At 62.1% G+C, this 21309-nt stretch carries 24 protein-coding genes and 1 riboswitch; of the genes, 3 read left to right on the top strand and 21 right to left on the bottom strand.

The features are described from left to right. Positions 1–14: 14 nt before the first annotated feature. The 4 genes from NKJ81_RS07035 to NKJ81_RS07020 all read right to left on the bottom strand — a co-directional run bounded on the left by NKJ81_RS07035 (position 15) and on the right by NKJ81_RS07020 (position 1634). Positions 15–305, bottom strand: a complete 291-nt coding sequence (locus tag NKJ81_RS07035) for a helix-turn-helix transcriptional regulator (protein ID WP_352502580.1) — start codon at positions 303–305, stop codon at positions 15–17. A gap of 125 nt (positions 306–430) precedes the next feature. Then, positions 431–955: a DUF2285 domain-containing protein gene (locus NKJ81_RS07030; protein WP_352470697.1), complete on the bottom strand. Its 525-nt coding sequence runs from the start codon at positions 953–955 to the stop codon at positions 431–433. A gap of 46 nt (positions 956–1001) precedes the next feature. After that, positions 1002–1187: a transcriptional regulator domain-containing protein gene (locus NKJ81_RS07025; RefSeq protein ID WP_352452199.1), complete on the bottom strand. Its 186-nt coding sequence runs from the start codon at positions 1185–1187 to the stop codon at positions 1002–1004. A gap of 168 nt (positions 1188–1355) precedes the next feature. Further along, positions 1356–1634: a DNA -binding domain-containing protein gene (locus NKJ81_RS07020; protein ID WP_352470545.1), complete on the bottom strand. Its 279-nt coding sequence runs from the start codon at positions 1632–1634 to the stop codon at positions 1356–1358. 126 nt (positions 1635–1760) lie between these two features. On the opposite strand from NKJ81_RS07020, the gene NKJ81_RS07015 reads away from it, so the two are divergent. Beyond that, positions 1761–1976 carry a helix-turn-helix domain-containing protein gene (locus NKJ81_RS07015; RefSeq protein ID WP_023674290.1) on the top strand — a complete coding sequence of 72 codons (216 nt, stop codon included), beginning with the start codon at positions 1761–1763 and terminating at the stop codon, positions 1974–1976. Between the two features lie 193 nt (positions 1977–2169). On the opposite strand, the gene NKJ81_RS07010 is transcribed toward NKJ81_RS07015, so the two are convergent. The 4 genes from NKJ81_RS07010 to NKJ81_RS06995 form a co-directional block, all read right to left on the bottom strand. Then, complete coding sequence (locus NKJ81_RS07010; RefSeq protein WP_352470544.1) at positions 2170–2499, bottom strand: DUF736 domain-containing protein; 330 nt, start codon at positions 2497–2499, stop codon at positions 2170–2172. Between the two features lie 848 nt (positions 2500–3347). Beyond that, the gene (locus NKJ81_RS07005; RefSeq protein WP_352470543.1) at positions 3348–4283 is read right to left on the bottom strand and encodes an SLOG family protein; all 936 of its coding nucleotides are present in this window, start codon (positions 4281–4283) and stop codon (positions 3348–3350) included. A 313-nt stretch (positions 4284–4596) separates the two neighbouring features. Next, a complete protein-coding gene (locus tag NKJ81_RS07000; RefSeq protein WP_352540154.1) occupies positions 4597–5643 on the bottom strand; it encodes a DUF7146 domain-containing protein in 1047 nt (348 codons plus the stop codon). Then, a complete protein-coding gene (locus tag NKJ81_RS06995) occupies positions 5643–5954 on the bottom strand; it encodes a hypothetical protein (protein WP_352502583.1) in 312 nt (103 codons plus the stop codon). Before NKJ81_RS06995 ends, NKJ81_RS07000 begins: the two co-directional genes overlap by 1 nt. Positions 5955–6720: 766 nt before the next feature. On the opposite strand from NKJ81_RS06995, the gene NKJ81_RS06990 reads away from it, so the two are divergent. Further along, positions 6721–7134: a hypothetical protein gene (locus tag NKJ81_RS06990; RefSeq protein ID WP_352540076.1), complete on the top strand. Its 414-nt coding sequence runs from the start codon at positions 6721–6723 to the stop codon at positions 7132–7134. 8 nt (positions 7135–7142) lie between these two features. Next, positions 7143–8183, top strand: coding sequence for a tyrosine-type recombinase/integrase (locus NKJ81_RS06985; protein WP_352540075.1), 1041 nt, complete (start codon positions 7143–7145; stop codon positions 8181–8183). Between the two features lie 546 nt (positions 8184–8729). On the opposite strand, the gene NKJ81_RS06980 is transcribed toward NKJ81_RS06985, so the two are convergent. The 13 genes from NKJ81_RS06980 to thiC form a co-directional block, all read right to left on the bottom strand. After that, positions 8730–9797, bottom strand: a complete 1068-nt coding sequence (locus tag NKJ81_RS06980; protein ID WP_352540074.1) for an ABC transporter ATP-binding protein — start codon at positions 9795–9797, stop codon at positions 8730–8732. Further along, positions 9797–10585: an ABC transporter permease gene (locus NKJ81_RS06975; protein ID WP_352540073.1), complete on the bottom strand. Its 789-nt coding sequence runs from the start codon at positions 10583–10585 to the stop codon at positions 9797–9799. The genes NKJ81_RS06980 and NKJ81_RS06975 overlap by 1 nt, the downstream gene beginning before the upstream one ends. Beyond that, on the bottom strand, positions 10585–11454 hold the full coding sequence (locus tag NKJ81_RS06970) for an ABC transporter permease (protein WP_352540072.1): 870 nt from the start codon (positions 11452–11454) through the stop codon (positions 10585–10587). Before NKJ81_RS06970 ends, NKJ81_RS06975 begins: the two co-directional genes overlap by 1 nt. 68 nt (positions 11455–11522) lie before the next feature. Continuing rightward, entirely contained in the window at positions 11523–12584 is a 1062-nt protein-coding gene (locus tag NKJ81_RS06965; protein WP_352540071.1) for an ABC transporter substrate-binding protein, read from the bottom strand. Between the two features lie 53 nt (positions 12585–12637). Further along, positions 12638–13612, bottom strand: coding sequence for a PfkB family carbohydrate kinase (locus NKJ81_RS06960; RefSeq protein ID WP_352540070.1), 975 nt, complete (start codon positions 13610–13612; stop codon positions 12638–12640). Then, positions 13609–14649: an ADP-ribosylglycohydrolase family protein gene (locus NKJ81_RS06955; protein WP_352540069.1), complete on the bottom strand. Its 1041-nt coding sequence runs from the start codon at positions 14647–14649 to the stop codon at positions 13609–13611. Before NKJ81_RS06955 ends, NKJ81_RS06960 begins: the two co-directional genes overlap by 4 nt. Positions 14650–14652: 3 nt before the next feature. Beyond that, positions 14653–15378, bottom strand: coding sequence for a GntR family transcriptional regulator (locus NKJ81_RS06950; protein WP_352540068.1), 726 nt, complete (start codon positions 15376–15378; stop codon positions 14653–14655). A gap of 412 nt (positions 15379–15790) precedes the next feature. After that, positions 15791–16564 (bottom strand): hydroxymethylpyrimidine/phosphomethylpyrimidine kinase, encoded by a 774-nt coding sequence (locus tag NKJ81_RS06945; protein ID WP_352540153.1) that lies wholly within the window; start codon positions 16562–16564, stop codon positions 15791–15793. Then, entirely contained in the window at positions 16555–17160 is a 606-nt protein-coding gene (locus tag NKJ81_RS06940) for a thiamine phosphate synthase (RefSeq protein WP_352470532.1), read from the bottom strand. Before NKJ81_RS06940 ends, NKJ81_RS06945 begins: the two co-directional genes overlap by 10 nt. Further along, a complete protein-coding gene (locus NKJ81_RS06935) occupies positions 17157–17930 on the bottom strand; it encodes a thiazole synthase (protein ID WP_352540067.1) in 774 nt (257 codons plus the stop codon). Before NKJ81_RS06935 ends, NKJ81_RS06940 begins: the two co-directional genes overlap by 4 nt. 1 nt (position 17931) lies before the next feature. Next, positions 17932–18129: a sulfur carrier protein ThiS gene (thiS, locus tag NKJ81_RS06930; RefSeq protein WP_023679205.1), complete on the bottom strand. Its 198-nt coding sequence runs from the start codon at positions 18127–18129 to the stop codon at positions 17932–17934. Continuing rightward, positions 18098–19099: a glycine oxidase ThiO gene (gene thiO / locus NKJ81_RS06925; RefSeq protein WP_352470529.1), complete on the bottom strand. Its 1002-nt coding sequence runs from the start codon at positions 19097–19099 to the stop codon at positions 18098–18100. The genes thiS and thiO overlap by 32 nt, the downstream gene beginning before the upstream one ends. Further along, positions 19096–20931 (bottom strand): phosphomethylpyrimidine synthase ThiC, encoded by a 1836-nt coding sequence (gene thiC / locus NKJ81_RS06920; RefSeq protein ID WP_352540066.1) that lies wholly within the window; start codon positions 20929–20931, stop codon positions 19096–19098. Before thiC ends, thiO begins: the two co-directional genes overlap by 4 nt. A 104-nt stretch (positions 20932–21035) precedes the next feature. Then, positions 21036–21152, bottom strand: a riboswitch (TPP riboswitch). Positions 21153–21309 lie beyond the last annotated feature (157 nt).

Genomic DNA, 21309 nt, shown 5'->3' with positions numbered 1-21309 from the left:
CGGTGCGCCACAGATCAGGAGCTGCGGTCGCGCCGGCCGACATAGGCGGGCGCGCGGGCTGCATGGGGTTTTGCCGGCGGAACATAGGTCGCGTTGGCATCGCTGGTGGAGGTGCGTGCGCCCAGCTCTATCCAGGCGTGCAGGTCGTTGATGTCGTAGAGAACGCGCCCGCCGACCTTCCGGTATTTTGGGCCGGTGCCGTAGGTCCGGTGCTTTTCGAGTGTGCGGACGCAGAGCCCGACGATGGGTGCTGCCTCCTTCGTGCGCAAATACTTTTGGGGCGCGTCCGCGGGACCCTTCGACATCGCTCGATCTCCATTCGGTTCTGCTGTCGTCCTGGCCTGCCGGGACGCGCGAAGTGGACCATGATCGAAATGAGGAAAGGCGAGGGAGGGCAAAGATTGGGGGGCGCGTTTTTGCTACCCCTTTGCTATCCCGAAGAAGGACTTCGGCGGCCGGACTTTTCGCTGCGGTTGTGGGGATAGAAGAGAAGATCGCGATAGCCGCCGGCGACTAAAAAAGCTGCACGGCGTAAGATAGCTCGGACCTTGTGGCGGAGATGATGATCACGCCAATCTCGCGGCACAATCGGCTCTTGCGAAAACAGCACCTCCGCGAGCTGACGATAGGTTGCACCCATGCGGTGACCATCATGTGCGCGCAAATTGAGGATATGCCTGGTCTTGGTCTGTTGCGGCAGCGCGCCGTAAGATGAACTTCCTGCCCGGCCGTTCAGTGCGCGCCAGAACCGGCGCGCTGCATCGAGCCGCGTCTCGAATGCAGCGTCGAGCGGCAGAAGGGTAGCGTTGAATTCACCGGCGCGGTCATCAGCGACGAGATGACTTTTCCCAATTAAGGTAGACCAAATAATGTGAAGGCCTTCGTCCTGCGGCCAAACGCTGGCTCCGGCAAGGCTGGAAGGTCGAACTGTTTGATGGGATGTAGATACCCGCATGACCCGGAGCACGCGCGGCGAGGCCTGTTCCGTCCAGATGATATTGTCAGCTTTCGGAAGTCCGGCACCGGCAGTTTTGAAATCGCGCGCCCCAACGGGCGGCGAGATCGGGCTGACCGGCAGGTTCTCCAGAACCAGCGAGTTGCGATGCAAGCTGGCTGCACTCTGCCACGAATTCGTCATTCCGGATCAGATACTCGGCAGCGAATTCCGTAGCCTGGTAGCTGCACATGTGTGCATACGCCGCCGGATCGGTCCAATCGCCTTGCACTGTTCCTGTCCTCTCCGCGTACCCGGATGTGAGGCGTCGGCGTCAACATTCCCGGCGGATAAGGAAGTTGAATAGTTGGAGAGTCGACAAACCATTATGCCGACTCAGCAAAGTGGAGCGCCGGCCGCGTCAGTGCGGAGCGCCGCCAGCGAGAAGATATCGGTAGCCGCTGGTCGTTATCCATCGCGCGCGGGCAAGATGGGTTTCCCAGGACCGGAACGCTCGTTCCGGCTCCTGCTCCGGGTCTATATGCAAGACGATCCTGGCCACCTCTCGCCAATCGGCATCTTCCGCCGCCGCGTCAAGCAGGCGAATGTAGGTGAGCAGACGCTCCTCGTCATAGCCGGTCAGGACCGAGGCATCCGGCGCAATGTCGGCGACATCAGGATCGAGCAGCGGTTTAAGCATGGTATTTGACCGTTCATATTTCGATCGCGATCTCGAAGGAGCCGTCCTTTAGATCGAGCACCAATCATAGCGAATAGGAACGATCATTCCTAGAACGATAGTTCCCTTTCTGGTCCCTAATCCGCCATGAATCTCAAGGAGATCATGGCGGCCAACATGCGTCGCCTGCGCCATGACCAGAACGTGACGCAGGAGGAACTGGCCGCCCGCTCTGGACTGAGCATGCGTTACGTCGGATCGATCGAGCGCGCTCGGGTCTCGGCCAGCATCAGTGTTCTTGGGAGGATCGCAACTGCGCTGAATGTGGACCCATGCGAGTTGATCAGAAAATCGGCACCGTGAGTTGACGCGGGAAACACCTCGAATTTTCGATGATCGGCGAGGCGACATGCAGGAATGAAGTCTCCAGTCGCGAACACGACAGGTAGTCGCCCCGAAGTCCGACGGAGCTCGTTGCGCAGCGACTGCGCTCATCTTGTCGTGAAAAGGAGGACGGCCCCGCCCTGTTCGTCCGGGCGGAGCCTTGGTCGGGGCTTTACTCCGCGTTGCGGCGGCCGTTGGGGCGGGACCAGATGAGGCTGTAGTCTTCGCCTTGCTCATCGTTGAAGAGGTTGGCGTAGATCGGAGCGGTGAAGCTCGGATCGTCCAGCTTCAGGCCGAGAAAGTCGCGGCCTTCATTGGAGCGCTTGGACCAGGCGGCGCCGATCTCGACCCGCCCGACGAAGACACGGTGACTGGGGGCGTTGTCGCCAGAGCGGTTGGCCTCGGGGACGATGCGGACGTTCTTGGCCTGGAGCGAGAGGGTGACGATTTCGCCGGTGAACTCGTTGTTGCCGGTCCTCTTGAAGCTTCCGATTATCGCCATGAGTTTTCTCCTTGAACTCTGTTTCGAGCCCGCACCATTGCGGCCTCAATGGCGATCGGCGGGCCGCAGGCGATCGACGCCGCATCGCTTGCGACCGCAGCGCCAGCGGAGGATGGCAGCCAAGCGACTTTGTTGTTTGGCGAGGAATGACGGCGCAGCTGGCAGGGGAAGAAAGTCGATTGGCGCCATTGCGGCTTAGGCGATCGAGGCGCAGCCGACCTTCGGCCAGATCAGCCCATTAGAGAGGCCGTTTGGAGCGGCCCACCAGATAGAGACATCAACGGAGAACCTGGCGATACCGTCGCTGGCGAAATCCTGGCTACGATGGTCACCGGCGTCGATGCTCCTCTGTACAGGCATCGCGAAGTCGCAAGCTGTTGTCAGCAACGCGCATAAGACACGCACGTGATGGTTCAAGTCACGGCTGACGTGCACCACCGGATATGCGCTATCTTTAGAACGGGTCGGAACCCCGTGGTGGATTCGAACTGTGCGTCGCGCGATGCCGTGTCAGCGACGACGCTAACAATGCGACGGGCAAAAAAAGCATCCTGCCCACGCCGGTTGTTCGGTGAGTTCGCCCAGATCCAGGCCCTGTTCGGTTGAACGGGCGTCGTTATTCGCAGCTGTGATGCCAGCTGCGACGCAGCTGAACGTTGACGGCAAGCGTGACGGCGTCGCGCGCCTTTGCTAGGGCGCGGACTTGAGTATCGCAAAAAGACGGGCGGCGCAGGAAGCCGGAGATCGGGCATCCCGGGCCAAGCACTCCAGCGAGCTGCAAATACAGTACCCGCTGCCCGATCGCGGCCGTATCGCACAATCGAAAAAAGGGTAGGGGCGGGCAGCGCTTACGTGCCGCCTCCCTTGGGGCGGAAGTCGAGGACTGGGATACCGAGCTTCTTTGCCTTGTCTGCAAGATTGTCCTGAATTCCGGTCCCGGGAAAGACGATGACGCCTATCGGCAGCGCCTCCAGCATTGCATCATTGCGCTTGAACGGGGCGGCTTTGGCATGCTTTGTCCATTCAGGGGCAAAGCCGATTTGGGGTACCTTGCGATGGTCTGCCCAACAGGAGGCGATCTTTTCGCCACCCTTCGGCGATTTCCCGTGCATCAATACCATGTCGGGATGCCTGGCGTGGACCTGGTCGAGCTTGGCCCAGATCAGCTGGTGGTCATTGAAGTCGAGCCCAGCGGTGAAGGCGATTTTCGGGCCAGGTGGCAGAAGGACTTCCTGCGAGGCGCGTTTCTTGGCGCTGAGAAAATCGCGGCTGTCGATCAGCGCAGAGGTCATGTTGCGATGGTTGACTATCGATCCGCTGCGCGGTCGCCAACTCGATCCGGTGTGGCGCTCGTAGTGCTCCGCGGCCTGATCACGCATCAGTTCGAAGGCGCTTTGGCGTTCGATCAGCGTCTGCCCTTCGGCCGTCAGGCGTTCCAGCTCGACGGATTTCACTTCGCTGCCGTCCTGCTCACGCTGGCTGCGGCGCTGCGCCTGCTCGTTGTGATCGAGTTCGCGCTCGATCCGATCTGCGGCGCGGTGAAAGATGTTGACGGTCGACCACAGAAGATCGTCGAGATCGGGCTCGAGGCGAGTGTCTTGCAGTGCCACGATGAGGGCGTCGAAGATGTCGGCGATCGCGCCGGCGACGCAGTGGCCCTCTGGAAGCGGTCGAGGATCAGGCTCATCCACGAAGGGACGGTAGCCATAGAGCTGGAGTTCGGTGAGGACGTGGTCGATGGGTGAAGACGAGTGCTGTGGTTCGTAGTCGTCATGCTCGCTCATTGGATGCTCCGCCGGTTGGACCGCGACCCTCGCGGCCTTCATGGCGACGGAAGCCGGCGGACGGGACGGACCTGCACCCGCAGCGAAGCGAAGGGCCGGAGTGTCAGCGGAGGAGGGTGAAGGCCGGCTATTTTGCTTCGCGATGGAAAGCGCTCCCTTGAGGAGCGTGCCGGAAAATAGTCGGCCGGAGACATTGCGGGGCCGAGTCGTTTGCTGGCCGATCGCCCTCTCGAAGGCCCGCAGGCGCGGTTCTCTCCGACTTCAGGAGCATCCAAGTGATGATAGCGACAGCGGACAGGCTGTTCGTTCCGAGTTATCCCGCCACTGCCATGAAACGGGCGATGTCCTGCGGGGCGAGCTGAACACGGACTGCTGCTCGAACGGCATCCAAGCCTAGCGTACAGAGATCTTCGTTGAGGTCCCCAAGTGCCGGCGAGAGCACGACCGGCTCGATCCCGGCAGCATTCGCTCTTTCGATCAAGGTGTCACGCGCGCCGTTACCGGCTGGATCGGCGTCGCGCACGATGTAGAGCCGTCTCAGTGTGAGGGGGAACAGAATGGCAGCAAGATGGGCGGCCGAGAGTGCCGCTGCCATGGCCATATCGGGCAGGATGCACCGAAGCGACAAGACGGTCTCGATGCCTTCGCCGCCCGCCATGACGTCGCCCGGTAGGCCAAAGCGAACCGCGTGACCGAGAAGATCGCCCATCGCGCGCCTCGGCGTACTGACCGGTGCCTTGCCCCTGCCGGAAGGATCAAGCCATGTGCGATGTACGCCAGTCAAATGGCCGTCGAGATCGGTAACGGAAGCGATCATCGCCGGCCAGGTCTCAGTCGGCGCTTGTTCGTCGGGCCGGTAGTAGCAGCGCGGGTGAAAACGCAGGCTTCCGGTCCCGTGCAAAGCGGCAATACTGCGGTTGTGCAGATACGCCTCTACGACCGTACCCGCAATCGGCTGCGACATCGCAAACAGCCGACGCGCTTTCTCCGACATTTCCGACGGCGCGGCCAGCAACTTCGACCGCATTGATGTCTGCTCTGGTCCGGGATGCGGTAGGCCGAGAAACGTTATTGCCTCATGGGCAACGTCCCTGAAGTCGCTCAAACCGCGGCTTTCGCGGATGATATCGAGAAGATCGCCATGCTCCCCGGTCGCCGCGTCAGTCCATTTGCCGGCTGCGCCCTTTCCGCTCTGCGAGCCGACGAGCCGCACGAACATAGAGCGACCCGGCGTGTTTCGGACATCGCCAACAAGCCAGTAGCGTCCCTCGCGATGTCCGTTCGAAAGATAGTGGCGACAAACCGCTTCGGCCTGTCGGCCCAGGCGGTGGGCCAGTTCGGACGCGTCGCGTCGGGGCATCATGCATCCTCCCGCGAGTCGATGCGCTGATAGCGCTCCAGCACCTTGCCCAGAATTGCGGGTTCGGGCGCCTGTGGCTCAGTGGGACTGGCCGACCCTGCGCGAATCTCGACGGCAAGGCGCTCGATGCAACCACTGGTCGTCTTGCGCACGAGGAGGTGCGAGTGGGTCGTCACTTCGGCTACGAGGTCAGGTAGGTCCTCGATCCAGATGTCAGCCTTGACGCGGACCTGGGACATGGAGAACTCCACGTTCTTGAAGGCAATGTCTCGCGAGGACAGAAGGGTAATTTTCTGAGGGGTAGTCGCCATCGGGATGTACTCCGAGACGGGCAGTCGAGAGCCTCTCTCTCGACCTTCAAACTCGTCATGGAGATCCCGGCACTCCTCGTCCTCTTGTGCTTGGCAGCCAACCGAGGTTGTTGCGGGGTAGCAACTCAGTGACGGCGTTCCTGTTTACAAACGCGGCTGCAACATACAAACGTGCAGCAGTAGCGATTAAGGACCACAGCGCGGCGATGAACGACGAGCGGGCCGGTCGCCCCATTGGAAGTATCTGGGTTCTTCATCACGCCTTCGGCGCTGTGGCGTGCGACACCGAGGGCATGCGGCTGAGTTCGAGAGCGAACAGAGCGCTTTTTGCGACGGGAAATCGATTTGGACGTGGTTGGTCATCACGGGCGGCTTGCCGCTAATCGTCGCCAGCAATGACGCTGCCAGCCAAGAAGCGAAGGAGGTACTCCGCTGCCCTGCTCGCCTGAACGCGGCGCGGCGCGCGCGGGCGTTGCGACGCAATAGGCCCTGCCGGCCGTATCGATACTGAAACGATGGTCGGATCCCTTTAGGAGTGTGTCTGGCCGGACTGGAAGCAGAGGCCAGCCATAGACTTGTTGCGCAACCACTCCGATTGACAGGTCGAAGGCGCCTCTTCGCCGCAGCACCTCCGGCGGGCGGTTTTCGCAGCCGGTTTTTTGGAGAAGAGTTCTCCGGCAGGACCGTGTCCAGAACGGCGAGACAGGACGGAGTGCTCAACGAGGTCGGCGAACAGCTCAGACCTAAGAACTGCTGAGGACTTCTTATGAAAATCCCCGACCAATTCGACGAGACCACACCACTGCGCGTCGAAATCGCTGCGCGAATTGCCTTTCCCGACGGCTCGATAAGCGCAGCAGGCCTACGCAAGGAACGTGACGCCGGTCGACTTGAAACGGAGCTAATCGCCGGAAAGGAATACGTCAGCTTGATGGCAATCGCGAGGATGAGGGAACTATGCCGCGGACTTCGAAAGGGCCACGCCTGGTATGGCGTGACGAAAGTTGGAAAAAAGATGGAACGCGCCGAAACAAAGCTGGATGGTTTATCCGCGATGGAACCAGCTTCATCAGCGCTGGCGGCGGCGAAAAAGGCCGTCCAGGAACTGAAGCTGAAAAGGCGCTCGCCGCCTACATTGGAAGCAAATACCACCGAGCGCGGGGAGCCGAGGACGTCTTAATTGCCGATGTGGTCAACCTCTACCTTAAAGAGGTTGCACCGAAGCACGCGACACCAGAAGAGACGGCGGCTCGGCTGGATAAGGTCCTTGATTACTTCGGGGAAAAAACTCTCGCCGCCATCAATGGCAAACTCTGCCGCGAGTACATTGCGTCGCGCCCCACCGAAGCCGCGGCGCGCCGCCAACTCGAGGATCTTCGTGCCGCCATCAACTACTACCGCAAGGAGGGTTATACAACCGCCGCACCGGTCATCACCCTGCCAGACAAGGCCGCCGCCCGCGAACGCTGGTTGACCCGCAGTGAGGCGGCCGCACTGATCTGGGCAGCTTGGCGAATGAAGCAGACATGGAAGGGCCAAGAGAGTGGCCGGCGCACTGGGCGACATCTCGCGCGCTTCATCCTCGTCGCACTTTATACAGGAACGCGCTCGGCCGCAATCTGCGGTGCCGCCATGCGCCCAACGAAAGGGCGCGGTCATGTGGACCTAGACCGCGGTATCTTCTATCGCGGTGCCACCGGCGCAAGGAAGACCAAGAAGCGCCAACCCCCTGTACCGTTGCCCGAGCGGCTGCTGGCGCACCTCCGGCGCTGGGCGCGCACTGATCTTCACATCGAGACCAAATCGCGCGGCAAAAGTGCGAACATCGGTCGCAAGATATCGCAGGATTTTGTCGTGGAATGGAATGGAAAGCCGGTGCGGTCGATAGACAAGAGCTTTAAGACGGCGCGCGAAATCGCCGGCCTAGGGCCCGACGTTACTCCGCACGTGTTCCGCCACACCGCGGCGACTTGGATGATGCAGGCCGGCACCGATCTGTGGCAGGCTGCGGGCTTTCTTGGCATTACAGTGGATGTCCTGATCGAAACTTACGGCCATCATCATCCTAATTTCTTGGCAGACGCCGCCGAGAAGATCACGAAGAAGCCGGTTTTCTCCAAGTCGCCGCAAACCGTTCCGAGTATAGCTCAAATCACAAGACACGAACGCGGTGTGCTCATCCCACAGGTTTCCCACAGAAACGGCGAAAGGAAACGCGACCAGTCGTGAGCGAACGTGGCGAAGGAGCCCAGGAACAATAACGACTTGCTGGTAAATCCACATCGTTCGGGACGATGGGATCGCACGTTCAAAACTGCCATCCGCACCCCGCTCAAAGGTCTACTCCGGCTCCCCAGGGCGCGTGCTCGCAGCCGTGCCTTGGATCGGTTTGCCGGGTCCCGAAAGCGACATTGAATCTGGGAGGATTAGAGGCAAAGATCGTGATGCCTGGCTTGACGGAGGCTTGTCTTCGAGGCCAATGAATACGCGCCTGGCCAAATCTCAAAACAGCAGCAAACGGCGCACTAGCCGCAAGCCCGGCGCACCGCTTCTGAGTGAAACTGTCAATCGGCAAGACCTTGGCGATGCCAACCATGTCGTTGTCCATCATCATTGCCGGGATCGGTTGCTCCGGGCCGCAAGACCACCAAAAAATGGCATGGTCTCGTAGGCGGGACGTATCGGCGTTTCTGGCGCGGACCTCAACCAGGAGGTCGCAATCTTTTACCATCACAAAAGCCCCATCTGAGTCGGTCAGTGGTCTATCTCTGGCTGCTACCCCGCGACGATCAAGACTGTGCTTTCCGGCGACCAATGCAGCACGACATCCTGACCTTCCGCCAGCCTGCCAGCGCCGGTGTTCTGCACAATCACCTTGAGCGTCTGGCCAGCACGCTCGACAAAGTAGGTGCTGCTATTTCCGGCGAAGATGCGCTTCGATACCTGGCCTCGCAGCAGATTCGCGTTGGCCGCATCCGGAGCCTCGGCATCGGTGAAGATGCGGATGCGTTCGGGCCGCACGGCGCAGCTTGCCTTGGCCCCAGCGGCAAGCTTGGCACCCGCGCCGGAGGCAATCGCTGTGCCGTCCGGCAGTCGGATGCCGTTGCCGGTGCTGTCGCCGCGAAGGATGTTGGCGTCGCCCAGGAAAGTGGCGGCAAACTCGCTCTTCGGCCGATCGTAGATCTCCTCGGGCGAGCCTTCCTGCACCAGCTTGCCATCGCGCAGAATGCCGATGCGGTCGCTCATCGTCAGCGCTTCTTCCTGGTCGTGGGTGACGAAGATGGTGGTGATGCCGATCTCGCGCTGGATGCGCTTGAGCTCGATCTGCATGTCGACCCGCAGCGCCTTGTCCAACGCTCCGAGCGGCTCGTCGAGCAACAACACGCGCGGCCGGATGACGATCGCGCGAGCGAGCGCAACCCGTTGGCGCTGGCCGCCGGACAGCTGATGCGGCCGGCGGCCGCCGAGCCTGCCGAGTTGCACGAGGTCGAGTGCGCGCTGTACCTCGCTGGCAATCACCGCCTTGGGCTCGCCGCGCACCGACAGGCCAAAGGCGACATTGCCAGCAACGCTCATATTGGGAAACAGGGCGTAGTTCTGGAACACCATGCCGATGCGCCGCTTCTCCACCGGCACCCGCTCGACACTTTCGCCGCCTATGGAGATGCGGCCAGAGTCGGGAAAGTCGAAGCCGGCGATCTGGCGCAGCAGCATGGTCTTGCCGCTGCCGGAGGGACCGAGCAGGGCGTAGAAGCCGCCGTCGGCGAAATCGATAGACACATCGTCCAGCGCCTTGTGGGCACCGAAAGCGCGCGACACGTTCGCTACTTGGACGCCAGCCATTATTTCTCTCCGCCGAATTTGAAGAAGCGCGCTGTCAGCAGCATCAGCGCCATCGACACGACAATGATGACCGTCGAGACCGCATTGATCTCGGGCGTGAAACCCTTGCGGATCGCGGCGTAGATTTCGACCGGCAGCGTCGTCTGGCCCGGCGTCGACAAGAAGTAGGATACGACGAACTGGTCGAAGGACACGGCGAAGGCGAACAGCCCACCGGCAATGACGCCCGGCATGATCCAGGGCAGCGTGACGCGGTTCGTCAACTGCCATTGATTGGCGCCGAGCGAGCGCGCCGCCTCTTCCAGCTCGTGCGCGAAGGTCTGCAGTCGGGCCGACACGACGACAATGACGTAGGGAAGCGCAAGCGCGACATGGCCAAGCAGGATGGCGAACAGGCCGCGCCCAATGCCGACGCCGAAGAAGAAGATCAACATCGCCGTGCCGGTTATCAGCCACGGAATGGCGATTGGCGGAAACAGCAGCGCCTGCAGGAATTTCTTGCCGCGAAACTCATAGCGGTAGAGCGCAAGTGACGCCGCCGAGCCAAGCACGACGCAGATGATGGTAGTGATGACTGCGATTTCGACACTGTTCCAGGTGGCTGAGATAAGCTGGTCGTTCTGCCACAGCGAGACATACCATTCCGCCGTCCATTCGAACGGCAGCTGGTAGAAGGGCGAAACGTTGAACGACATTAGCGCCATGATGATGATGGGCACATAGAGGAAGGCGAGCAATAGCCAGATGTAAAGGCGGCCGAGCCATTCGAGAACTCGTGTCGTCGCCATCACGTAGCCCTCCGCAGCACCGGCGAGGCAACCGCCAGGATGACCAGCACGACGGCCAACAGGATAAAGGAGAGCGCAGCACCCAGCGGCCAGTTGAACACGGCGACGAACTGGTCCTCGATGACAGTGCCGTAAAAGGTGCCGGTACGGCCCCCGAGAATGCGCGGTTCCATGAACGAACCAACAACCGGGACGAAGACGAGCGCTGCGCCCGCCACCAGCCCCGGCATCGACAGCGGAATGATGACTCGATTCAGCACCTGCAGCCGCGAGGCGCCGAGCGAGCGCCCGGCCTCGATCAGCGAGTCATCGATGGCCTGCAGGGTCAAGTAGCACGTCAGCACCATGTAAGGCACGTAGGAGTGCACCAGCCCGATGATGACGGCCGGATAGGAATACATTAGGTCGATGTTGATCTTGAACGGCAGCACTGCGTTCAGCGCGGTGTCGAGCATGCCTCCTTCACGCAGCACCATCGCCCAGGAGAAGATGCGCACCAGCCCGTTCGACCAGAACGGCAGGATGACGAGCAGGAAAATCGCCTCTCGGCTGCGGCCTTTCAGCACCTTGGCCAGCACATAAGCGGCGGGATAACCGATGACGATGCACCACAGCGTCACCTCGAGGCCGAGGCGCAGCGAGGCCAAAAGCAATGTCAGATAAAGGCTTTGTGAAAAGAAGGCGGCATAGTTTTCGAGCGTGAACGCCCACGGCTTTCCCGACAGCGGCAGGTCGGTCATGAAGGAGAAGAAGACCATGGCTGAGAGCGGCAGGAAGATCGCAACCGTCAGCCAGAGATAGGCAGGCGCCAGCAGTGGCAAGGCCGATCTCAATCCGCTGCGCGACGCGGCCGCAACCTGTGCTGCCATGACATCCTCCTCCCAGGATGGGGAAGCATCAGCCGACATGGATGGTCGGCTGATCCCGGCTTCTGCTGTTACTTCACGTCGACCTTGAGCTGCTGCCAGAGCGACAGATAGGTTTCGCGCTGGGCGTCTGTGATCGGCGCCTGGAACTGAATGCGCTTGGCGACTGCCGGGTCACCCATCACCTTGCGGTTGAACGCATCCCCGGGAAGTGCTTCTACAGCCTTGGTGTTGGCGGATACCGGGGCTCCGACCTTGGTGACCCATTCGACATAGAACTTCGGGTCGATCATGTAGTTGATGAAGGCCTCGGCGCCGGCGACATTCTTGGAACCGACCGGAATGGAGAAGGCGTCGAGCCAGGCGACAGCGCCCTCCTGCGGGATCACGAGCGAGACCGGCAGCTTGAAATGGGTCTTGGCGCGATCGGCCGAGCCGCTCCAATAGGTGCCGATGTCGATCTGGTTAGAGGCAGCCATCTGGTTCCAGTCGTTCTCCGAGCTCCAGAACGTCTTGATCTGCGGCATCAGCGAGGTGAGCTTCGCCTTGACCGCCTCGATATCCTTGATGTCGTTGATGTTCTGGCCGGTGGCAATGGCGCCGAACTGAACCGCCTCGACGGCATCATCACGGATGGTGACGCGGCCCTTGTGAGCGGGATCCCACATTTCGGCGATGCTCGTCGGCGGCTTGTCGAATGACTTGTCGTTGATGGCGAGCGCCGTCAGTCCCCAAACCCACGGCACCCCATAGACCTTGCCGTCATGGACAAGCATCGATGATCCGGCCTTGTCCTTGCTGATGTCGGCATAGTTCGGCAGCTTGGACGTGTCGATCGGCTGAATGAGCTTTTCCGCCATCGCCTGATCGTTGAAGGCGGCGTTGATCATGACGACATCGTAAAGGCCGGGATTGGTCCTGAGCTTGGTCAGCATCTCCTGTTCGGAATTGAAGAAGTCGTTGACGACCTTGTTGCCGGTTGCCTTTTCGAAGGCGGCTATGGCCCACGGCTCGTCGGCGCCATAGCCCTTCCAGTTGAGTACGTGCACCTCGTCGGCCCTGGCGGCCAGCGTAAGCGCCGAAGCGAAGACAGCGGTTGCCGTCAGAAAAGCAGTCAGTTTGGGCATGCGCATGTTCGTTCCTCTCATTATTGCCCGGTTGGCGGGCTTGTTATCCCATTAGGCTGTCACAAATGGGCCTCTTGCTTCCGGCCATGCACGGTCGTCGGTCGATCGTCATGGCTGAGGAATCGCTGGATCTCCTGGTCGTTCGGCGCCGACGACCCGCCATGGCGGGTGACCGAGAGCGCCGCCGCCGCATTGGCGTAACGCGCCGCTTCGAACGGCGACACGCCGTGCGACAGCGCGCTGACTAAGGCGCCGATATGAGTGTCGCCGGCGCCGTTAGTGTCTACCGCCGCGACCTTGAACCCGGGCACATCTTGGGCGGTGCCGTCGGCCAGCCGCACGAAGCAGCCTTTTGCGCCAGCGCGGACGACAACGCCTGCCGCGTTGGGGCAGTGGCTGGCCAGCAGCCGGGCAGCAATAGCCTTTACATCGCCGGTGCCGGCGATCTCAGCCGCTTCGGCGGCGTTGCAGCTCAGCCAGCTTGTGCGCGCCAGCACCCGGTCGAGAATGGTGCGCGGAATGTCTGAGATGATCGGCGTCGGATCGAAGACTAAAGGAATTTCCGCCGGCAGCACCTCGATCCAGTCGACAAGCGCCTCTCGGCTTCCCCGATAGCTAAGCGTATAGCCGGAGGTGAACACCCAGTCGCCCGGTGCGACCGAGATGAGCGCCATCATGTCAAGGCTGAGCACACTCTCCGCACCAGGCCATGAGACGAAGGTGCGCTCGGCATCGCTCGAGATCATGGCGACGCAATTGCCACTGTCCATAACCGCCGATGGCGTCGTCAGTGTCTCGATCCCCTCACTGGCTAAGGCCGCGCGCAGGAAGTCGCCATTGGGTCCGCTGCCGAGCTGGCCGCCGAACACCACCTTCATGCCGGTGCGGCTGGCCGCGACCATCATGTTGAAGCCGCCGCCGGCGACTTGTGCATAGCTTGACGCGGTCTTCTCCGTGCCCGGTGCCGGCAAGGCATCGATGCGGTAGACATAGTCGACCACCGCGCTGCCGATATGGACGAGACGCCCGCTCATGCTGCCGCCTCCTTGCCGGACCTGCTCTTCGCCGCCCGCAGGGCGACCAAGTCGGCGGCGAGCGCGCGCACCCGCCCAATGTCTAGGCCTTTGATCCGGGCGATGTGTTTCTGTGGCAATCGGGAAAAGCCAGTGCAGGCACCGGCCATGCCGGCCGCGATGGCGCCGATCGTGTCGGTGTCGCCACCGAGATTGGCGCTGATGACTGCCGCTTGCCAGGGATCGCCGCCGGCGACTTCCAGCACCGCGAATGCAGCCGGAACGGACTCCTGACTGGCGACGCCGGTGCCGACCAGATCGGTGATCAGCCGGATCGCGTCACTCGTCTCCTTGCCGCGTACGAGCTTCTGCGCCCACCCAATGCGCGCGGCGATGTCACCGCCGGTCACCCAATAGCCGAGCGTTGCTCCGTGCCTCGCCCCGGCGATGGCGCTGTCGGAAGCGGCGCGCCAGTCACCGCCAGCGATGCCGCGACTGATGGCGGCAGCGACCGCTGCGGCCGAAGCGATTGCGATTGACGTGTTGTGCGTCGCCCTGCAAGTTTCGGCCACTTTGCCGACCAATGCGTCAAGCGGCTCTGGCGGCATCATGATGCCGACCGGCGCGATGCGCATGGCTGCACCATTTGTGTCGCCGCTGCGTCCCGCTTCCTCGGCTGGCATACCGTTATTGATCGCGTCGATGGCGCGTTTGGTTGATGGTCCCAGCAGATCGTAGCTGCCGCGCGCCTTGACATCGCGTTCCCAGTCGAGCAGCGCGCTGACCCACCTCGCATGGTCGAACCGGTTACCGGATTCGACCAGGATACGGCCAAGCAGAAGCGCCTGTTCTGTGTCGTCGGTGATCGTCCCGGCCGGGAGTCCCTTCGACACCGGATGGTCGGGGAAAGGAGCAATGAAGTCCTCGACATGACCGTAGAGTTCGGCAATCCGCGCCGGCGACAAAAGCTGCGTCGGCATTCCCAGCGCATCTCCCAGTGCCCCGCCCACAAGCGCTCCCATGGCCCGATCGGTTATGCTCCCGGTGTCGTCCGGCATCTCTCAGAACCTCATATGCAGCGCAAAATGCGCCGGGTTGAGCAGGCTGGTCACATATTCGATCGGCCGGTCATCGGCGGCGCGGGTCAACCGGCGACCGCGAAGGAACGGCGTGCCTTGCGGGCAACCGAGGATTGCAGAGTCCTCGGCGTTGAGCATTTCGATGCCGACCCATTCCTCGCCATGGTCGGGAACGAGGCCCGCGCCGCGCAGCGTCTGGTGCAGCGAGCCTTCGCGCAGGCCGCGCAACGGCACGTCCTCCAGTTCCGGCGACAATGGCAGGCGGCTGCGCTCGATGGAGATGGCGTGGCCGTCGCTGGCATTGGTGCGCACCCGGTCGACAGCGATGAAAAACGGGTTTTCTATACCAAGCAGTGCGGCAAGACGGGGGTCCTCGATCACCTCGAGCCGCAGCGTCCGCGTCTCGGCGTTGGCGCCGGCGTTGGCGAGCGCCCGCGACCAACCGATGGAGTCATCAACGGGCTTGCCATCGAAGGTGACGAAAGAGCCGATGCCGACTTTGGTCGTGATCAGCCCGCGGTTGGACAGTTCCTCGAGGCCTTTGCGGACGGTGTTGCGGCTGACGGAGAAACGCTGGACGAGCTTGTTCTCGCTTTGCAGCCGGTCGCCGAAGCCGAGAACACCGGAGCGGATTTCATGTTCGAGAACGGTGGCGATCTGTTCGGGCTTGCCCGTGCCGGGAGACAGTTGAACCGAGCGCCGCTTCATATGGGTACCTGTTCAGTGATCCTGTATAATCCTGTTCATATCACGGCAGGCTTGTCAACGAGTGCCGCACGGAGCAGTTCGTGATCCCGAGTCCGGTTCAACAGGACGGCATAAGGAGCGTCAGCCTAGCGCCGCCGCAGCCGAGACGCGGGATCGACCGCTCCCGTCGAGGGGCATCGTTTAGCAGGAGCTCGCGACCAAGGTGAATTCCAGGATCGCAGTCGGATGGGAGGAAAGGATGCCACACAACGCACTAGATACGGCGCACGACGGCCGCCTCGCCATCGTTGATCTCGCGGTCGCCGCCTGGCGAGGCCGTCAAACTACTCCTGTCGAGTGAGGTGAATTACGAGGGTAAATTACCAGCCCGGACCCGCGAGAGGCAGGCGTGTCTTTCGAGAGTTGGAAAATCTTACAAATTTCGTCGGTCTGCTGCATTCTTCTTAAACATGGCCAAGACAAGCCGCTTGCCTTCGCGCACACTGTCTTCGAGCGGCTTCGCCTTCGCCAGATGCGCCGCAATCGCGCTAGCCAGCATGCAACCCGTCCCGCGCATTGATGCGACAAGACGAGGTGCGTCGAAGCGGATTGGTTCTTGATCGGAACGCAACAGAATATCGGTTGATCGAGGTCCTGATGCGTGGCCCCCTTTGATCAGCAGGCCCGGCACGCCGGCTGCCAGCAATTTCCGTCCCAGTCTCACCGCGTCGCTCTCGTCGGCTGGCGGTTCCGCACCAACAAGGAGCGCCAGCTCCAGGAGATTGGGGGTCACAAGGCAGCAAAGCGGCATCAGGTCGCGCCTCATGGCAGCGATGGCACCTGCTTCCAGAAGCGCCCGGCCGGAGCTCGAGGCCAGCACCGGATCGAGCACTGCCGGCACCTGCGGATTTTCGCGCAGCACGCCGGCAATGGCAACGACGATCTCAGCCGTTGCGAGCATGCCGATCTTAATTGCCGCCACCTTGTTGGCCTGTAGCGCGGCGCACATCTGATCGGCCACAAGATCGGGCTGCGAAGGATGGATTTCCATTACGGCTTCGTGCGTCTGCACCGTCAGCGCTGTGACAGCCAGGCAGGTGCGCACGCCAATGGAAGAGATCGTCTCGATATCACGTGCAATTCCAGCCCCACCGCTGGGGTCTGATCCGCCGACCACGAGCACATGCGGTTCTCGCCTCAGCGCCATGGCTTTGTCTTTTCGATCCATTCTCGCGTGCGCGCTTCGGGATCGGCATTCAACGTGATGTCGGTGACCACCGCCGCGCTGTCCGCACCAGCCTCGAAGACACCGTCGAGCCGGTCGGGGTTGAGGCCGCCGATGGAGACCAATGGGATCGGCGCCACTCGATGCTTCCACTCGCTGATCCGCTCGAGCCCTTGCGGCGCCCATTTCATCTGCTTCAGGATGGTGGGATAGATGGGGCCGAGCGCGATATAGTCGGGCTCGGCAGCGATGGCCGTTTCCAGTTCGAGATGATCGTGCGTGCTGAGCCCGAGCTTCAATCCGGCGTACTTAATCGCCAGCAGGTCGGCCGCAGCCAAATCCTCTTGGCCGAGATGGACGAAGTCGCAGCCTTCCTCAATGGCGAGCCGCCAATAATCGTTGACGATCAGTTGGCAACCATGGACCGCGCAGACGCCGTTCGCGCGGCGGATTTCCGTCCGCAGCGTGGCCTCGTCCCTATCCTTGATGCGCAACTGAACCAGCTTGACGCCAAGTGGCACCAGCCGTTCGATCCAGGCGGCGCTGTCGACGATCAGGTAGAAGGGATCGAGCTTCATGAGAAAACCGCCCTGCCGAATGTTGGTGTCGATGGCACCGCGACGTCGCGGGGTTCGAGCATCCCCGAGCTGAAAGCTTCTCGACCGGCGTCGACCGCCTTGCCGAACGCACGCGCCATGCCGACCGGATCGGCCGCCTTGGCGACCGCTGTGTTCAGGAGCACGGCATCAAAGCCGAACTCCATGACTGTTGCCGCGTGCGATGGCCGTCCGAGACCAGCATCCACGATCAGCGGGACATCAGGGAAATGTCCGCGCATCGAGCGCAGCGCCATGATGTTGACCGGCCCGAGGGCGGAACCGATCGGTGCGCACCAGGGCATCAAGACCTTGCAGCCCGCCGCAAGCAGCCGCTCGGCGACGACAAGGTCGTCGGTAGTATACGGGAACACCGCAAAACCGTCCTCGCACAGGATGCGGGCGGCTTCGAGCAGACCGAACACGTCCGGCTGCAGCGTGTCGTGATTGCCGATCACTTCGAGCTTGATCCAGGGCGTGCCGAAGACTTCGCGCGCCATTTGTGCGGTCGTGACCGCTTCCTTGACGGAGTGGCAGCCAGCAGTGTTGGGCAGGATTCTGACACCAAGCGACCGGATCAACGACCAGAATTTTTCGCCAGCCCTGCCGCCTGCCATTTCACGGCGCAACGAGACGGTCACCACCGAGGTGCCCGATGCCCTGACTGCATCGGCAAGGATGGCCGGCGAAGGATATTGAGCGGTGCCGAGAAGCAGGCGGGAGGGAAGCGTCGTCCCGAGAAGATCGAACATGCTAGCCTCCCTGCATGGGCGAGAGGATTTCGATCCGGTCGCCGTCGTTCAATTGGAATTCCGCCCGGCTGGCTTTGTGCACGAGGTCGTTGTTGACCGCGGTCGCGAGCCAATCGCCCTCATAGTCAAGCGCGGCAAGCAGCTCGGCCAGCGTGGTGGCGGCAACCTCATGCACTTTGCCGTTGACCATCAGTTTCATGAGCAAGCTCCACGGGTTTGTCGTGATTGAAGACAATTTCGCCCGCCAGGCGCGCCATGGCGGGGGCGAGAAGAAAGCCATGGCGATAGAGCCCGTTGATCGCGACGGTGTCTCCGCTCATTTCGACGCGCGGCAGATTGTCGGGAAAGGCTGGACGGACGCCGACACCGGTTTCAACGATCTCGGCCTCGCCAAAGGCCGGATGGAGGGCATAGGCGGTACCCAGAAGCTCCATCATGGAGCGCGCCGTGACCGGTCTGGCGGACCGGCTTTCAATCATCGTCGCACCGATCATGAACTGGGCGTCGGCACGCGGTACCGCATAGAGCGGAAAGCGCGGATGCAGCAACCGGACCGGGCGCGACAGCGAGAAGTCTGGCGTGTTTAGGATCAGCATTTCGCCGCGAACGCCGCGAAGCCTGTCATCGGCGGCTGCCATTCCCGTGCAATCGATCTGACGATCGAAACCGGAAACATGCCGGGCGTCGGTGCCGAAGTGGAATTTGACACCCATGGCTGCGAGCTTGTCATGAAGTGCTGCCATCGCCTGGCGCGGATCGAGATGGCCCTCATCGGGAAAGAGCAATCCGCGGCGAAAGCGGCCGGCTAAGTCGGGCTCCAGGAGCGCAATTTCGTCTTCGTCGACACGCCGATGGCCCGACGTGCGGCTGGCGAGGCGGTCGAGCTCGCCGGCATCACGCGGGGCGGCCACGACAAGTGTTCCGCCCCGTGTCACCTGACCCGGCAGCACCGCATCCCACCAGTCGGCAGCGTCACGTCCAAGGTCCAGCACCGGCTGCTCGGCGCTTTCACGCTCGCACCATGGCGCCAGCATGCCGCCGGCGAACCACGACGCATTGCCTCCAAGGCCATGCCGGATCTCGGCGACCGTGACCGTCGCGCCGCGGGCGGCGAGTTCGAAGGCGGCGGTGAGGCCGGCGACGCCGGCCCCCTTTATCAGCACCTTCATGACGGCTTACCTGGCTGAGGCGTGAGCGGTGCGACGGTCTCGTCCGCTGGCACGTAGAGATCGCCGCCCTCGCGGTATTTCGCCGCCATCGCCGCCATGCCCTCGTTCTGTGCCTCGGCGCGGATGTCGTGAGAGATACGCATCGAGCAGAATTTCGGTCCGCACATCGAGCAGAAATGCGCCAGCTTGTGCGCCTCCTTGGGCAAGGTCTGGTCGTGGAAGGACCGTGCGGTTTCGGGGTCGAGCGACAGGTTGAACTGGTCCTCCCAGCGGAACTCGAAGCGCGCGCGGGAAAGGGCGTCATCCCTGACTTTCGCCGCCGGGTGGCCCTTCGCCAGGTCGGCCGCGTGCGCTGCGATCTTGTAGGTGATCACGCCGGTCTTGACGTCATCGCGGTCGGGAAGGCCGAGATGCTCCTTGGGCGTGACGTAGCAGAGCATGGCCGTTCCGAACCAGCCGATCATCGCCGCGCCGATGCCGGAAGTGATGTGGTCGTAGCCCGGCGCGATGTCGGTCGTCAGCGGTCCAAGCGTATAGAACGGCGCCTCGCCACAGACGGCGAGCTGCTTGTCCATGTTCGCCTTGATCTTGTGCATCGGCACGTGGCCGGGCCCCTCGATCATCACCTGGCAATCTTTCGCCCAGGCGATCTGCGTCAGCTCGCCGAGCGTTTCCAGCTCGGCGAATTGCGCCGCGTCGTTGGCATCGGCGATCGAGCCGGGACGAAGGCCGTCGCCGAGCGAGAAGGAGACGTCATAAGCGCGGCAGATGTCGCAGATCTCCGCAAAGTGCTCGTAGAGGAAGCTTTCCCGGTGATGGTGCAGGCACCATTTTGCCATGATCGAGCCACCGCGCGAGACGATACCCGTGACCCGGTCAACGGTCAGCGGGATGTAATGCAGCCGCACGCCGGCGTGGATGGTGAAATAGTCAACGCCTTGCTCGGCCTGCTCGATCAACGTGTCGCGGTAGACCTCCCAGGTCAGGTCCTCGGCGATGCCACCAACCTTTTCGAGCGCCTGGTAGAGCGGCACCGTGCCGATCGGCACCGGCGAGTTGCGCACGATCCATTCGCGGATGTTGTGGATGTTGCGGCCGGTCGACAGATCCATCACCGTGTCGGCGCCCCAGCGGATCGCCCACACCATCTTTTCGACCTCTTCAGCCATCGACGATGTGACGGCGGAGTTACCGATATTGGCGTTGATCTTGACCAGGAAATTGCGGCCGATGATCATCGGTTCGCTCTCGGGATGATTGATGTTGGCGGGAATGATCGCGCGTCCGCGCGCCACCTCGTGGCGGACGAATTCAGGCGTGACGAAGTCGGGGATCGCCGCGCCGAAGGCCTCGCCGTCGCGCTCAAGCTTGCCGTGCAGGATCTCGCGACCAAGGTTCTCGCGGATGGCGACGAACTCCATTTCGGGCGTGATGATGCCAGCGCGCGCATAGGCAAGCTGTGTCACCGCCTTGCCGGTCTGGGCCCGGAGTGGCCGGTTGCGGACTGGAAATTCCGGTGTTAGGCGCTCGCCTGCCGCAAACCCATTGTCTTCTGGCCGGACGTGGCGGCCGTCATAGGCTTCGACATCGCCGCGCGCGGTGACCCATTCATGGCGAAGCCGTGCAAGGCCGTTTTCGATGCTGGTTTCGACAGTCGGGTCGGTATAGGGGCCGGACGGATCGTAAGCGGTCACCGGCGGCTCGCCTGCCGTCGGATGGACGGAGATTTCGCGCATCGGCACCCTGAGCTGCGGGTGGATGGTACCGGATTTGTGGATTTTGCGTGAGGCAGGCAGCGGTCCCGTCGAGACGGCGGGGGTGAGGGCATTCATCTTGAGGCTCCTTTGCTCGTTGCATTGGAGACCCAGTTCTGTGCCGGAAGGATGAAAAGACGCTTCTGTCGACCTGCCGAAACAGGACCTCGGGCGTAAACTCCCGCAAAGCGCTTGCACCGTCCCTACGCCAGTATGAACTGGATCAGGTTCAACGGGTCACTGCGCCGCGAAAGCCAGCAGTATCTCAGCCCCTTGCCGGGACTCCCCTGGTGAATGCGTGAGGTTGGACGGGACCGCTCCGGTTTGTCAAGCGCGTTCTGGCCGCGGCTGATCGGCGGCCGGTCAGACCGTGCGGAAAAAATCGTGCATGTCTCGGCGACAAGTCAAGCATCGGAGATGAAGGCAGGGACAAGGGAATCGCAAACCGTCGGACTA

Origin of the sequence: Mesorhizobium sp. M0018, from assembly GCF_040323955.1 — a bacterium.
Classification (GTDB): Bacteria; Pseudomonadota; Alphaproteobacteria; order Rhizobiales; family Rhizobiaceae; genus Mesorhizobium.
The sequence above is the reverse complement of the archived record's forward strand: the minus strand, read 5'-3'. Positions and strand labels throughout refer to the sequence as shown.

Excerpts from the sequence above, each read along its gene's own strand:
- NKJ81_RS07035 (WP_352502580.1), bottom strand. The coding sequence starts at position 305 with ATGTCGAAGGGTCCCGCGGACGCGCCCCAAAAGTATTTGCGCACGAAG.
- NKJ81_RS07030 (WP_352470697.1), bottom strand. The coding sequence starts at position 955 with ATGCGGGTATCTACATCCCATCAAACAGTTCGACCTTCCAGCCTTGCC.
- NKJ81_RS07025 (WP_352452199.1), bottom strand. The coding sequence starts at position 1,187 with ATGTGCAGCTACCAGGCTACGGAATTCGCTGCCGAGTATCTGATCCGG.
- NKJ81_RS07020 (WP_352470545.1), bottom strand. The coding sequence starts at position 1,634 with ATGCTTAAACCGCTGCTCGATCCTGATGTCGCCGACATTGCGCCGGAT.
- NKJ81_RS07015 (WP_023674290.1), top strand. The coding sequence starts at position 1,761 with ATGAATCTCAAGGAGATCATGGCGGCCAACATGCGTCGCCTGCGCCAT.
- NKJ81_RS07010 (WP_352470544.1), bottom strand. The coding sequence starts at position 2,499 with ATGGCGATAATCGGAAGCTTCAAGAGGACCGGCAACAACGAGTTCACC.
- NKJ81_RS07005 (WP_352470543.1), bottom strand. The coding sequence starts at position 4,283 with ATGAGCGAGCATGACGACTACGAACCACAGCACTCGTCTTCACCCATC.
- NKJ81_RS07000 (WP_352540154.1), bottom strand. The coding sequence starts at position 5,643 with ATGCCCCGACGCGACGCGTCCGAACTGGCCCACCGCCTGGGCCGACAG.
- NKJ81_RS06995 (WP_352502583.1), bottom strand. The coding sequence starts at position 5,954 with ATGGCGACTACCCCTCAGAAAATTACCCTTCTGTCCTCGCGAGACATT.
- NKJ81_RS06990 (WP_352540076.1), top strand. The coding sequence starts at position 6,721 with ATGAAAATCCCCGACCAATTCGACGAGACCACACCACTGCGCGTCGAA.
- NKJ81_RS06980 (WP_352540074.1), bottom strand. The coding sequence starts at position 9,797 with ATGGCTGGCGTCCAAGTAGCGAACGTGTCGCGCGCTTTCGGTGCCCAC.
- NKJ81_RS06975 (WP_352540073.1), bottom strand. The coding sequence starts at position 10,585 with ATGGCGACGACACGAGTTCTCGAATGGCTCGGCCGCCTTTACATCTGG.
- NKJ81_RS06970 (WP_352540072.1), bottom strand. The coding sequence starts at position 11,454 with ATGGCAGCACAGGTTGCGGCCGCGTCGCGCAGCGGATTGAGATCGGCC.
- NKJ81_RS06965 (WP_352540071.1), bottom strand. The coding sequence starts at position 12,584 with ATGCGCATGCCCAAACTGACTGCTTTTCTGACGGCAACCGCTGTCTTC.
- NKJ81_RS06960 (WP_352540070.1), bottom strand. The coding sequence starts at position 13,612 with ATGAGCGGGCGTCTCGTCCATATCGGCAGCGCGGTGGTCGACTATGTC.
- NKJ81_RS06955 (WP_352540069.1), bottom strand. The coding sequence starts at position 14,649 with ATGCCGGACGACACCGGGAGCATAACCGATCGGGCCATGGGAGCGCTT.
- NKJ81_RS06950 (WP_352540068.1), bottom strand. The coding sequence starts at position 15,378 with ATGAAGCGGCGCTCGGTTCAACTGTCTCCCGGCACGGGCAAGCCCGAA.
- NKJ81_RS06945 (WP_352540153.1), bottom strand. The coding sequence starts at position 16,564 with ATGGCGCTGAGGCGAGAACCGCATGTGCTCGTGGTCGGCGGATCAGAC.
- NKJ81_RS06940 (WP_352470532.1), bottom strand. The coding sequence starts at position 17,160 with ATGAAGCTCGATCCCTTCTACCTGATCGTCGACAGCGCCGCCTGGATC.
- NKJ81_RS06935 (WP_352540067.1), bottom strand. The coding sequence starts at position 17,930 with ATGTTCGATCTTCTCGGGACGACGCTTCCCTCCCGCCTGCTTCTCGGC.
- thiS (WP_023679205.1), bottom strand. The coding sequence starts at position 18,129 with ATGAAACTGATGGTCAACGGCAAAGTGCATGAGGTTGCCGCCACCACG.
- thiO (WP_352470529.1), bottom strand. The coding sequence starts at position 19,099 with ATGAAGGTGCTGATAAAGGGGGCCGGCGTCGCCGGCCTCACCGCCGCC.
- thiC (WP_352540066.1), bottom strand. The coding sequence starts at position 20,931 with ATGAATGCCCTCACCCCCGCCGTCTCGACGGGACCGCTGCCTGCCTCA.